This is a genomic window from Acinetobacter sp. ANC 4973 (assembly GCF_002135275.1).
GTDB classification, from domain to species: Bacteria; Pseudomonadota; Gammaproteobacteria; order Pseudomonadales; family Moraxellaceae; genus Acinetobacter; species Acinetobacter kyonggiensis.
Genome location: NZ_NEGM01000003.1, coordinates 99724 through 111528, shown reverse-complemented (window position 1 = coordinate 111528; position 11805 = coordinate 99724). Strand labels below are relative to the sequence as shown.

At 38.1% G+C, this 11805-nt stretch carries 14 protein-coding genes; 8 read left to right on the top strand and 6 right to left on the bottom strand.

Annotated features, from left to right (window positions below; genetic code table 11):
- Positions 1-72 precede the first annotated feature (72 nt).
- The 4 genes from B9T30_RS05190 to B9T30_RS05175 form a co-directional block, all read right to left on the bottom strand.
- Positions 73-360 carry a hypothetical protein gene (locus tag B9T30_RS05190; protein WP_086184074.1) on the bottom strand — a complete coding sequence of 96 codons (288 nt, stop codon included), beginning with the start codon at positions 358-360 and terminating at the stop codon, positions 73-75.
- A gap of 120 nt (positions 361-480) precedes the next feature.
- A complete protein-coding gene (locus B9T30_RS05185; RefSeq protein ID WP_086184073.1) occupies positions 481-1236 on the bottom strand; it encodes a hypothetical protein in 756 nt (251 codons plus the stop codon).
- Between the two features lie 461 nt (positions 1237-1697).
- On the bottom strand, positions 1698-2201 hold the full coding sequence (locus B9T30_RS05180; RefSeq protein ID WP_086184072.1) for a GNAT family N-acetyltransferase: 504 nt from the start codon (positions 2199-2201) through the stop codon (positions 1698-1700).
- Between the two features lie 104 nt (positions 2202-2305).
- Positions 2306-3034, bottom strand: coding sequence for an outer membrane protein OmpK (locus tag B9T30_RS05175; RefSeq protein WP_086184071.1), 729 nt, complete (start codon positions 3032-3034; stop codon positions 2306-2308).
- 488 nt (positions 3035-3522) lie between these two features.
- Between B9T30_RS05175 and B9T30_RS05170 the strand changes: the two genes are divergently transcribed.
- The 5 genes from B9T30_RS05170 to B9T30_RS05150 all read left to right on the top strand — a co-directional run bounded on the left by B9T30_RS05170 (position 3523) and on the right by B9T30_RS05150 (position 7955).
- Entirely contained in the window at positions 3523-3903 is a 381-nt protein-coding gene (locus B9T30_RS05170) for an HPF/RaiA family ribosome-associated protein (protein WP_086184070.1), read from the top strand.
- 170 nt (positions 3904-4073) lie between these two features.
- Positions 4074-4616 carry an ankyrin repeat domain-containing protein gene (locus B9T30_RS05165; protein WP_086184069.1) on the top strand — a complete coding sequence of 181 codons (543 nt, stop codon included), beginning with the start codon at positions 4074-4076 and terminating at the stop codon, positions 4614-4616.
- A 27-nt stretch (positions 4617-4643) separates the two neighbouring features.
- Positions 4644-5411: a transporter gene (locus B9T30_RS05160; protein WP_086184068.1), complete on the top strand. Its 768-nt coding sequence runs from the start codon at positions 4644-4646 to the stop codon at positions 5409-5411.
- Between the two features lie 18 nt (positions 5412-5429).
- On the top strand, positions 5430-7271 hold the full coding sequence (dsbD, locus tag B9T30_RS05155; protein ID WP_086184067.1) for a protein-disulfide reductase DsbD: 1842 nt from the start codon (positions 5430-5432) through the stop codon (positions 7269-7271).
- A gap of 3 nt (positions 7272-7274) precedes the next feature.
- Positions 7275-7955: a glutathione S-transferase family protein gene (locus tag B9T30_RS05150; RefSeq protein ID WP_086184066.1), complete on the top strand. Its 681-nt coding sequence runs from the start codon at positions 7275-7277 to the stop codon at positions 7953-7955.
- Here B9T30_RS05150 and B9T30_RS05145 read toward each other — a convergent pair.
- Complete coding sequence (locus B9T30_RS05145; protein WP_171264125.1) at positions 7952-9148, bottom strand: GGDEF domain-containing protein; 1197 nt, start codon at positions 9146-9148, stop codon at positions 7952-7954. The genes B9T30_RS05150 and B9T30_RS05145 overlap by 4 nt on opposite strands.
- Before the next feature lie 262 nt (positions 9149-9410).
- On the opposite strand from B9T30_RS05145, the gene B9T30_RS05140 reads away from it, so the two are divergent.
- The 3 genes from B9T30_RS05140 to B9T30_RS05135 all read left to right on the top strand — a co-directional run bounded on the left by B9T30_RS05140 (position 9411) and on the right by B9T30_RS05135 (position 11144).
- A complete protein-coding gene (locus B9T30_RS05140; protein WP_086184186.1) occupies positions 9411-9977 on the top strand; it encodes an FMN-dependent NADH-azoreductase in 567 nt (188 codons plus the stop codon).
- A gap of 249 nt (positions 9978-10226) precedes the next feature.
- Entirely contained in the window at positions 10227-10358 is a 132-nt protein-coding gene (locus B9T30_RS16790) for a hypothetical protein (RefSeq protein WP_264754374.1), read from the top strand.
- Positions 10359-10706: 348 nt separating this feature from the next.
- On the top strand, positions 10707-11144 hold the full coding sequence (locus B9T30_RS05135) for a DUF2147 domain-containing protein (RefSeq protein WP_086184065.1): 438 nt from the start codon (positions 10707-10709) through the stop codon (positions 11142-11144).
- 84 nt (positions 11145-11228) lie between these two features.
- On the opposite strand, the gene B9T30_RS05130 is transcribed toward B9T30_RS05135, so the two are convergent.
- A complete protein-coding gene (locus tag B9T30_RS05130) occupies positions 11229-11576 on the bottom strand; it encodes a Spx/MgsR family RNA polymerase-binding regulatory protein (RefSeq protein ID WP_086165347.1) in 348 nt (115 codons plus the stop codon).
- Between the last annotated feature and the right edge of the window lie 229 nt (positions 11577-11805).

Below are 11805 nucleotides of genomic sequence, written 5' to 3'. Positions count from 1 at the left end.
TCATACTTTGTTATTTGCATTGATGATCCTCATTCATAAATTTATCTAAAGAGTTGATAGGCTCTCACTGCCTTATTTCTTCTTATTAAAGAATAGTAAAATAATTGAAAGTAAAGATAAGATAAAAATTACAGGCCAAATAATAAGTAAATCTACCCGAATATTTGCATCTGGTGTTTTTATTTTTATTAAGAGCTCCCATAGTGCATAGAGTAACCATAATATAGAGGTCATCCCTAAATATCTTGTGCGATGTCCGAGGTTAAACTTACGAACAATTAAATATATAATCAAAAATACAAGAGCAATTAAGAAAATAGAAAAGGGTTTTCCAATCAGTAAGTTCGCTAACAATTGCATAAACTCTCCTCGCTATCAGTCTGTAAAGGGCTTATTACAAATGTACTTTACTGCCTTCGACTAGCTCAGGCAGTATGTGGATTAAGTTGGTCGAGATCTAACTTACGAAATTTGGTCAATTTATCCACCAAATACAACGGCATCAGGAACTTCATATCGCTCAGTTCCTATTCGAATCATATTTAAGTCAGCTTCTTTGGTACTGCTAAATTTTTGATGGTCAATCTGACTGTTTTCATAGCCAACAGCTTGTCCATTTTTAAAGATAATAGTGCGAGTTTTCCCATTGGGGTGAGTAACCGTAACTAACGCATTTCCATTTTCTTTTCTTACCACACCAAATTGACAATCTCCTGTTGGTTGCCCAGATGCAAGTGCGCATGGTACTTTTCCGACAGCATGATATTTTGTTCCCGCGACTTTAGCATCAAAACTTCTCGACGTAGTAGATGAGGACTGATTATTCACCATAATTTCCAGGCGATAAGGTGCAACTTCATTTCTCCGTGCAGCAGATCGCATCATATAGACACGGATTTTATACTGCCCTGTTTTAGGTAAAGCCCCTTCGAACTGGTTACCACTATTTGAACCAATAAACATTGCTGTTTCATTTTCTCCAGGCGCGAGAATATTAAAGTACGTTGCTGTATTTTTTGTCGCTAAACTCGTGTTCATGACCTGCCCAGCACTTGCCCTAAGCACATAGTCAACAATTTCATATCCTTTAATAGAAGAAGAAATAACAGTACTAGATGTCCCTTTCTTAAATTGAACTTGTTCAGTACGGATGTCCGTTGCAGCCAAAATCATTGGTGTTTGTAATAAGCATAGAGACAACAAAAAAGGTTTAAGGAAGCGATGATGTATTGTCATGATTAGATCTCGCGTTTTATTGTTTTTTTAGTCTAATTCTTAAACTTGAATTAATCAATTAAGTGGGTTGTAGATTAAACATTTTTTATTTACCTAAGCTTAAAAAAGATAGCAATCGATTTAAGGAACTCTTAAACTGAAATCGAATAATAATTAATCAGAATGCTAAGAAACTTAAGATGAGGGGCATAAATGAAGAAATTGTTGCTTTTAATTCTTGGAAGCATTGCAGTCGCAGCCCACAGTGCAGATGTTGTAGCTTTTTATAGTCTTATCCTACAATTAAATTTATAAGTTTATGGTTCAACAGACTTAGTTAAACTGGAAGTTGGCTCATTTTTTATAAAGTTATCCTACAACCGACATTAAGTATGCTGAGCCCCGAAAGGGGCTTTTTTATTTAAATCATCCATGAACAGGCAAGTGAACTTTCTAATACCGTGCAAAATTTTTCTGTATCCTTAATCAAGGATGCGTTGCATCAAAACTAAATCACGCCATTGCCCAAATTTTTTTCCAACTTGTGGCATATAACCAGTTTGAATAAAGCCTAATTTTTCATGCAACACAATCGAGGCTTTATTTTCATGATCAATTGCCGCCACCATGACATGGATCTTATGCTGCTGAGCATGATCAATCAGTTTGAGCATTAAGGCTTTGCCCAGACCTTGACGGTTAAAGTCTGGATGAATAAAAACCGAATGTTCAACGGTCTGTTTAAAACCATGAATTTGACGGAAAGCGGAATAATCAGCGTAGCCCGCAATTTTTTTCGATGTGCGATGTTCCGCGACAAAGAGTGGAAATTGTTGCGCGACTAAGCTGCTAAACCATGTTTGAAAATCAGCGCTAGACTTTGGCGTATTATTCCAACTCGCAGTGCCATCTAGAATTTCAGCATTATAAATAGCTAGAACCTGTTCTAGATCTGATATTTGAGCGGGACGCAGGAGAAAGTCCATGACATATGCCGAATCAATAAAGAGTTTATTGTAGAAATAATCCTATTTTAGGGCAATAAAAAAGCAAGACCGAAGTCTTGCTTTTTTGACATCAACAATCAAGATTAGAAATGGTATTTAACCAATGCACTGACATTGTTTTCATCTTTGTCTTTTAGACCGAATTTGTTGTTCCAAACTGAATGTTCGATACCAAGGTATAAGCGCGTATCTGGAGAAATGTGTTTACCAGCATTCCATTTCCACTGTGTGGTCCAGTTAAGCTCACTTGCATGGTCATTTTTTTCAGCTGTAGACCAGTCAAGGAAACCATCTACAAGAAAATCTTCAGCGCCTAATTTAAATGGTACGCCATAAGTAAGCGTCATTTGATAGTCATCTTTAATTTTTTCGTTGTTAGCACGGTAGAAATTTACACTCGCATATTGGAAATATGGAATATCAAGATCGAAACCAACACCATAAAGGAAGTTGTCGAAGTTGTTGCCATCTTCACTATTACCTTCCCAAGTCGTAGACACTAACAGGTCTTTTACAGGACCAAATGCCAGTTTTTGACCAGTCACTTCACCCAAGCTTAAACGAGGCGATAATTCAAAATAAGTTGATTTGTGGTCATTACCACCGCGCATACGGTCAGCAAAGAAGAAAACATCTGCATATTTAACTTTTGCTGCATATTCAACAGTTAAAGTCGTTTCTTTCTCATCTACAACTTCGTAGTTTTCACCATAAAGACCTGTCAGGCTAAAATCTTGCCAGATTGGTGCAGCTTGAGTAAGTGCAGCAGTTGAAGCCAATGCACATGTAGCAAAAATTTGTGTAAGTTTCATTAAAAAATATCTCCCCCGAGAAGCAAGCAAAGCATACAGATTCTTAAGCAAAAATAAAGCCAAAATTGATCAATGACCTAAAAATAATAGATTTTCTAAAACATTCGATGGCTAAAATAACAGTACAGCTTGAATACTTAAAAATACATATGGATAAAACCGATAAAACGAAGTGAAGCACAGTTTTAAGCGAGGAAAAAATAATGTGAGACTTATCAAATAACTTAAGCAATAAAGTTGAATCACATATTGACTATAGGGAATTGCAAAAAATATCAAAATACTACTTGCATATGCTTCGCTTAGCCCCTTATATTCAAGGCATAAGGACACGATTCTGCAGACTCAAAAGTGTTCATCGTTCAATGTGGAGGAATTCGTTCCAAACTAAGTTGAAGATGCTCAGCGCTGTTTTTGACAGCAAAGTTAAACGTGCCAAGATAAGAAGTTTTGCACAAAAAAGATTCGAATAAAGAGGATGATATTATATGAACATTGAAATCCGTACTGATAAAAACATTCAAAATAGTGAACGTTTAATTACTTATGTTCGTGCAGAACTGAATGCAGAATTCCAGCGACACAGTGAACGTATTACCCATTTTTCCGTCCATTTAAGTGATGAAAATGGCCCCAAAGGTGGGGACGATGATATTAACTGTATGATTGAAGCACGCCCAGCAGGATTGAAACCTGTGGTTGTGAATCATCGCGGTCATAATATCGATACAGCAATTCATGGTGCGATCGATCGTTTAAAACGAAGTCTTGAACATCTCTTTGAAAAGAAAGAGAACCCACGTGGTGGAGCACTTGAATTTGCAGAAACCACTGATGTGAATGGTACAGATGATCTCGATGATGACTAAGCCAAATTTTGCTTAAATTAGACAGAAAAAAAAGCTCTTCGGAGCTTTTTTTATGTGCCGATGTTATGCAAGCCAAATGAAGAATAAATATATTTGTTATACATTTACCCAAAACAAAGCAACTTTTATTCGGCATAATAGTTTAAAACTGATTAAAGAGAGCTTTCTCCATGTTAACCGCGCAACAACAAGTCTTTGTGCAAGCCATAGAAGAACTAGACCTTGCTCAAGTGCAAAGCCTTTTAGCAGACGGTCTGGATCCTAATTTTATTGATCTTGAAAAAGGCCCAGCCATTTCTGTCTGGTCAGATGGTTTGTTCAAATGGTGGGAGCAAATTTGTGAAGCACATGAAGCGGGTACGCCGTTATCTGAGCAAGAAAAACAACAAAATTTGGCTCCGCATATTGAAATTTTAGATGCACTGATTCAAGCCAAAGCAAATCTACATTTATGGGATGCAGAAGAACTGTATGGTCCATTATGGGATGCTGCAAGTTCCGCGTGTGTCCCTGCGGTGCAACGCTTATTAGCAGAAAACGTCGATCCAAATAGCAAAGATGAAGAAGGTCTCACCATTTTGTCTTCAATCAGTGATTTATTCTTTGATTGTGATTTTGACGAAATTAACTGGTCGGAAGCGTTGGCTGAAGAAAAACAAACTTTAGAGTTGCTTCGTAGCCACGGGGCTAAAATGAGCAAAGAACTCATATAAAAGAACCAACATCAGAGTGAGATAAAAATGTCAGCAGTAAAAACAGTAGGTTTTATTTTTGGCGCAGCTTTAAGCATGAATGCGATGGCTGCCGATTTTTCCTTTGACCGCCCTGGCGCAGGTATGGGGACAGGCATTACGCCTGTCGGGAAGCTGGCATGGGAACAAGCGTTACCCAGCGCCAATTATAACGAAACGATGGTGAATGGCGAAAAGCAAAAAACCGTTACTTTAAATGGTGATATGTTATTTCGTACCGGTTTGGCGAAAGACCTAGAGTTACAATTGGGGTGGCAAGGACCCGCATGGAGCAAAGTGAAACGTGCAGGTCAGTCGGTTGAAGAGGATGGTTTGGGCGATGTCAGTATTGGCGTGAAAAAAGCCATTGATTTAGATGATGACAAACTCTCGATGGCTGTTGCAGCAGAAGCTATTTTAGCGACGGGCAATGATGGCTTCAGTAATGATGACGATATTTACAGCATCAGTTCTGCGGTTGCTTATGATTTTAGCGATTTAATTTCGACCTCCATCACTATGCGTTACGAAGTACAAGACAGTAATTGGGCTGTGACTGCCGTGCCGACGATTGAATATAAAATTGCCGATAAATGGTCAGGTTTCTCTGAATTGGTTTATCGTAAAGTTGAAAGTGAGCCTTATCAATATTCATTGGGTTCAGGGGTTATTTATGCTTTGAATACACGTATGCAATTAGATGCGAGTGTCGGTGTGGACTTAAATGGTAAAGATAAAAGCTATCAATCAGGTTTGGGTGTATCCTTCTTATTTTAATTAAAACTATAAAACCATATGAAAAAGCATCTTCAAGATCTTGAGTTCTTGGGCAGGTCTGCAATCAGTGGATTGATTTGTAGTGTCATTTTTTTATTTTCAATGACCTTACAAGCGCAGGATCAATTACTTTCCGCAGAAGATGCTTTTTCTTTTACGGTTGAATCTCATCGTGAGCATGAGGCACAGCTTAATTGGCACATGCCCGAGCGTTATTATTTATATCAGCACAAATTTGAAGTCCAACAGGGCACACAAAAACTGGCTTTAAAGTTACCTCCAGCAACGGATTTGTATGATGAAAATTATGGCCATACGCAAGTTTATTTTCAGAATGTACAATTTAATATTGCAACCGAAGCATCGAAAACCTATCAGGTGACTTGGCAGGGCTGCGCCCAAGACCGTATTTGTTATCCACCACAAACCATTGAGTTTCAGACCGATGTCGATGGTTTAGTGTTGCTGCAAAATCAGGCCAAATCAAATAAACGTTTACTCGATCTTGCCCAAACATCCAATAGCAATACAAGTGCTCAGCCGACTTTTGCCGCTGAAAATCATGCTTCGCGCAGCACGGCTCAACCTGTGGACATGGATACTGCTCAAGATCAAATATGGTCAGAAAAATTGGCTGAAAGCTCTTTGTTTTATGGCTTATTGTTGTTTTTTGGCTTAGGCATATTATTGGCTTTTACACCATGTTCATTGCCGATGTTACCTATTTTGACCTCCCTTATTGTACGGGACAGTAAAGGCTTAAAAGCATGGATGATTGCTTTGGTCTTTGTTTGTAGCATGGCGATGGTATATGCCATTTTGGGCTTAATTGCATCTTCGGCTGGGCTAAATTTCCAGCGCTGGTTACAGCAGCCTTCCACGCTGATTGCTTTTAGTGTGCTTTTTGTCCTGTTTGCCTTGAATTTATTTGGTCTGTTTGAAATTAAATTACCGCATGCTTTAGTGAACCGTTTAGATCGTGTGCATTCACTACAAAAAGGCGGCAGCTTAGTGGGTGCAGCGGTGATGGGGATCATCTCTGCGTTATTGGTCGGCCCTTGTATGACTGCACCCTTGGCAGGAGCGCTATTATTTATTTCTCAGACGCAAAGTCAGTGGCAGGGTGCATTGTTATTGTTCACATTGGGTTTTGGTATGGGCACACCATTACTATTAGCGAGTGTTTTGGGGGCAAAGGTACTGCCTAAAGCAGGGTTGTGGATGCACCAAATTAAGGTATTTTTTGCCTTTATTATGTTGGCTTTAGCACTGTATTTTATTCGGCCTTTAATGTCTGAAGCATGGATGCAATGGCTCAGTCTGGCTTTGGGCTTAAGCTTTATTGTTTATCTACTTTCTCGCTTAATCACACAAAAGACCCAGTTTAGATGGCTGTATATTGTGGCTTTGCTGATGGTGATTCCTTATTTGGCATATAGTCAATATCAACAAAGTCAGCGCTTTTTTGTTGAACAAAGCACTACTCAAGCGACATGGCATATTGCGAAAACAGCAGCCGAATTTCAGGCATTATTAGCCCATGCACCATCGAATCAAGCCATTATTATTGATGTTTATGCCGATTGGTGTATCGCCTGTCAGCCAATTGAACATCGTGTTTTAAAAGCAGCCCAAGTTCAGCAGGCGATAGCGCCCTATTTTTTAATTAAACTGGATTTGAGTGCCTATGATGCAACACATCAGGCTTTGCTGAATCAATGGGATATTTTAGGCCCACCGACCTATTTATTTTTAGATCCGAAACAGCAGGAAATTCGTGGTTTGCGTTTAACGGGCGCATTTACCGAAGCTGAATTAATAAAACAAGTCAGTATGTTTCAAAAACATTTAGGGCAATAAAGAATGTATCAGCTGTATATCGCCAATAAAAATTATTCCAGTTGGTCAATGCGTCCGTGGTTGGTACTTCAAGCCTTCAACCTGCCTTTTGAAGAAATCATGCTGCCATTTCCATCAGAACGTCATACAGGCACTTTTAAGCAGGATATTTTAGCCATTAACCCCAATGGTAAAGTCCCTGTGTTAATGGATGATGGGCTGTTGCTTTGGGATTCCTTGGCCATTTGTGAGTATCTGGCAGAACAACATCCAGAGCAAAATTTATGGCCAAAAAATTCGCAGCAACGAGCGCGTGCCCGCTGTATCGCTGCGGAAATGCACAGCGGATTTCCACATTTACGTAATGCCTGTGGGATGAATATTCGAGCCAATTTAAGCCAAGTGGGCAAGCGTTTATGGCAGGAAAATGCAGAACTGCGTGAAGAGGTTGCACGCATCGAGCAAATTTGGTCAGAACGGCCAGAAGCACAGGATTTTTTATGTGGCGAATTTTCGATTGCAGATGCATTCTATGCACCTGTCGTGACACGTTTAATGAGCTATGCTTTACCTGTAAGTGATGCGACGCAGCAGTATATGCAAACCATGTTGCAACATCCTGCAATGAAAGCTTGGGTGACTGCTGCATTACAAGAAGTGGCTTGGGTAAATTATTTAGAGCCTTATCAACACCACGTACTTTAGTATAGTTTGGCTTCGACCAAGCGTTCTGCATAACATTTGACTTGATTACGACCACAGGCTTTGGCTTCATACAGGGCTTTATCGGCTTGGCTTAATAATTTTTGTGGGTTGGTCTCTGTACTGGAGAATGCAACTCCAAAGCTTGCAGTCACTTTAATAATGTCGCCCACATTGCTGAGTAAATGCAGGGCTTGAATTGCTTGGCGACAGCGCTCAGCAATATTTTCTGCTTGTGCTAAAGAAGACTGATGCAGAATCAGAATAAATTCCTCTCCACCAAAGCGACCGACCACATCGTTATCACGAATGATTTGTGAGAGGGCTTGACTGACTTGAATAAGAGTTTCATCCCCTTTGTTATGACCATATTGATCATTAATTTGTTTAAAATGATCTAAGTCAATTAAGATCAGTGCATATGCTTTTGTGGGTTTATGTTCTAATTTTTCTAAACAGGCTTTAATACTGCGTCGATTCAATGTATTGGTGAGTGGGTCAATTTGACTTAAATGTTGAATCAGTTGTTCTCTATGCCGCCATTGGCTAAGCAAAATTTCAAATAAAATTAAACAAATAATCAGAATAGGTACAATGAAATACAACATTGAGATGACCCAAAACTTATTTTGGTAAGGGCTTGTGCTTAGATTAAATAGAGGCGCATAACTGATTTGACCTTGCAGGCTTAAATAATTGGATAAGATTAAAAATAGGGTGACGGGGATCAAAGTATAGTAAACAATTTTACGGTTAAACAGCACCAAACCCACCGTGACTAAACTGACGTAAGAGACCATGGTGGCAGGGCTGAGTACACCGATCATAGAGCCATTACGGCATAAAGAGAGCACCAAAATTCCAATGGATAAATAGGGCAGCCAGCGTTGTGCCCACTTTTTTTTATGCCAATAAGTACAAGGGAAAACCATTATGATTAGAAGGCAGCAGAATAAAATATCGAGCTTAAGTTGTAGTTTGAGTAAAGGTAAATGAACAAAATCCCATAAATTGGGAGAAAGTAGAATAAAACTTTTCCAAATAATCCAGATGACATGCACCAAGCTGCCTAAAATCAGGATGAGAATACATTTATTGAGGACACTCCAATTCATGATCACTTCATCTTCGAGCAAATATTTTGCAATTTTTGCTTTGAATGAGGTCAGAGTATTGGGGGGCAAATTTTTCTTCATTGAATAGCGCCGACCTCTAAATCTTTAAATGATAATTTAAGGATAATTTGATCTAATTTATTTTTTATAATTCACAACATAGCACGTTTTTTTATGAATGGTAATGGCTATATTTCATACAGATTAAAATCTAAAAATAGAGTTCATTACAATGAAGTTTGTTCTAAAAATAAAACAGTGTGTTGTATATAAGTATATTATTCTATTTTTATAGATCGCTTAAACTGCTGTTATTGAATAAATACAGATGAAAGGTTTAAGCATGAAAGTTTTACATATCGATTCCAGTATTTTTGGTGATGCTTCTGTTTCACGTCAACTTAGTCAGGCCATTGTTACGCAATTAACTGCGAAACATAGCGATGCCAGCGTGGAATATTTAGATTTAGCGACACAGATGATTCCACATTTAACTGCTGAAATTTTGATGGGACAAGATGCTGAACAAGCCGCTTTAGGCGAAAAAATTATTCAGCAATATCTAGATGCAGACGTTGTGGTGGTCGGTGCTGCCATGTACAACTTTGGACTTCCTTCAACCTTAAAAGCATGGATTGATCGTATTAGCGTGGCGGGTAAGACCTTTCAATATACTGAAAATGGTCCTGTTGGTTTGGCCGGTGATAAAAAGGCCTATATTGCCAGTAGTCGTGGTGGTGTTTATGGTGCAAATAGCCCAGCAGACTTCCAAGAAGGTTTTTTGCAAACCGTCTTTAACTTCACTGGTGTGAAGGATGTTGAAATTATTCGTGCTGAAGGTGTGAATATGGGGCCAGAGTTAAAAGAGCAAGCGATTGCAAGCGCTTTAGCTCAAGTACAGGCACTATAATTTTTAATTTAAGTCTTCCTCTTTGGTCAGCTTCGGCTGACTTTTTTTATTGATGTGATTATATTCATTGAGATTTAGTTTTGATTGGGTTGATGTGTAGATTTGGTAAAACAGACCCAAGCCAAACGTGTACAGAAGAATGATTAGATAAAATAGATTTTTGGCTTGAATGCTTTCATTGAACAAGTTGTGATAGAGGTCAAAAATGACATCCATCACTTCAGGTTAAGGGTGTACAGGTGACAAGGGATGTTTGACATAAATCACTTGTATTTGTGTGTAGTGAAAGGGGCTAAAAATGCCCGATGGGTATTGAGTGAACCTAAAAAAGCAGGTTTCGCCATGCAGATGAAAACAGTGAATTATGATGATTTATTTTGAGATTTTAATTGTTTAGCCACTCAGTCTAATGGTCGAATTTGAACCAGTTTATTGCTTGAAAACCCACGTCATATTTGCTCTAATGTAAAACGTAGCGCGTCGGGAGTGAAGTTCAATTGGTTGGGTTTACGGATGGTCATTTTTAAAATACTTTCTGTAATGAGTTGTTTCCATAAAGGACTTATCTTCATTTTTTCCATCTCGTTTTTCTGTTATGAGATGCTGCTGTATTTACCAATACAAGTTACAAAGTTACACTAAACTAAATAGTCACATTCAAAAATTGCAAAAATGGTGTGACTTTTTAACAATAAACAAGTCTAAACCAGACTAGGGAAATGAACAAAAATGAAAAAAATTGCACTTGCATTAGGATTGCTTGGATTAACCGTTTTAGCGAACGCTGCTGACCCATTAAATGGTACGGTATGGAAAACAATTGATGACAAAACCAAACAACCCAAAGCTATTGTAAAATTTACTGAGCAAAAAAATGGTTCACTCTCAGCGAGTATTCAAACCATTTTGACACCAGGTGAAGAAAATGCATGTAAAAAATGTGAAGGTCCGTACCATAATAAATCTTTAAAAGGTTTAAGAATTGTTCAAGGCCTTAAAAATGCGGGTGATAATAGCTATGAAAATGGCACAATTCTTGATCCTCAATCTGGTAAAACCTATAAATTAAAAGGTGAAATAGTAGAGGGTGGTAAAAAATTAGAATTACGTGGCTTTATTGGCGTTTCTGTTTTAGGTCGTAACCAAGTTTGGATTCGTGCAAACTAATTCAAAAGAAGAATAAATCAATAAAAAAACCTAGCTGATATTCAGTTAGGTTTTTTTTTATTGCAGCAGGCTACTACTGAATTTTTACTTTAAAGCGTGATAAGCGGCTTCATCATAACCCACAATATAGCCTTGCTCAGTTTCCAGTACAGGGCGTTTGATTAAACTGCTATGCGTTGTTAACGTATGAATTAAATTAGTTTCATTGGAAAGTGCAGCTTGTTGTTCTGCTTCGGTTAATTTGCGCCATGTGGTGCCTTTTTTATTGAGAATCACATTTTCCCCAACCTCATTCAGCCATTTTTTGACCGTTTCAGCATCAATACCTTGTTTTTTATAATCATGAAATTCATATGCCAAACCAAGTTGATTTAAGAGATCGAAGGCTTTTTTCATTGAACTACAATTTTTGATACCATAAATTTTAAGCATAAGAGGATCATTCCATTTTCTATTGCGAGATAGCGTAACGAAAATTTTATAGAAGCTCTAGAGGAAATAAGCAGGATTAAATCTTTAAAGATCGTGAACAATGTCATGAAATTGACATTTAGATTTGCCAATATAGTGCTATAGATCAAAAGAACGTGATGATTAAAAGAATAGAGATATAAAAAGAGAAAACCCGCATTTAATCATCCTGATCATGCGGGTCTCAATA

Bases quoted from the DNA above. Each gene is read 5' to 3' on its own strand.
- B9T30_RS05135 (WP_086184065.1), top strand. From the start codon at position 10,707: ATGAAAAAAATTGCACTTGCATTAGGATTGCTTGGATTAACCGTTTTA.
- B9T30_RS05140 (WP_086184186.1), top strand. From the start codon at position 9,411: ATGAAAGTTTTACATATCGATTCCAGTATTTTTGGTGATGCTTCTGTT.
- B9T30_RS05130 (WP_086165347.1), bottom strand. From the start codon at position 11,576: ATGCTTAAAATTTATGGTATCAAAAATTGTAGTTCAATGAAAAAAGCC.
- B9T30_RS05180 (WP_086184072.1), bottom strand. From the start codon at position 2,201: ATGGACTTTCTCCTGCGTCCCGCTCAAATATCAGATCTAGAACAGGTT.
- B9T30_RS05165 (WP_086184069.1), top strand. From the start codon at position 4,074: ATGTTAACCGCGCAACAACAAGTCTTTGTGCAAGCCATAGAAGAACTA.
- B9T30_RS05145 (WP_171264125.1), bottom strand. From the start codon at position 9,148: ATGAAGAAAAATTTGCCCCCCAATACTCTGACCTCATTCAAAGCAAAA.
- dsbD (WP_086184067.1), top strand. From the start codon at position 5,430: ATGAAAAAGCATCTTCAAGATCTTGAGTTCTTGGGCAGGTCTGCAATC.
- B9T30_RS05160 (WP_086184068.1), top strand. From the start codon at position 4,644: ATGTCAGCAGTAAAAACAGTAGGTTTTATTTTTGGCGCAGCTTTAAGC.
- B9T30_RS05185 (WP_086184073.1), bottom strand. From the start codon at position 1,236: ATGACAATACATCATCGCTTCCTTAAACCTTTTTTGTTGTCTCTATGC.
- B9T30_RS05175 (WP_086184071.1), bottom strand. From the start codon at position 3,034: ATGAAACTTACACAAATTTTTGCTACATGTGCATTGGCTTCAACTGCT.
- B9T30_RS05150 (WP_086184066.1), top strand. From the start codon at position 7,275: ATGTATCAGCTGTATATCGCCAATAAAAATTATTCCAGTTGGTCAATG.
- B9T30_RS05190 (WP_086184074.1), bottom strand. From the start codon at position 360: ATGCAATTGTTAGCGAACTTACTGATTGGAAAACCCTTTTCTATTTTC.
- B9T30_RS05170 (WP_086184070.1), top strand. From the start codon at position 3,523: ATGAACATTGAAATCCGTACTGATAAAAACATTCAAAATAGTGAACGT.
- B9T30_RS16790 (WP_264754374.1), top strand. From the start codon at position 10,227: ATGTTTGACATAAATCACTTGTATTTGTGTGTAGTGAAAGGGGCTAAA.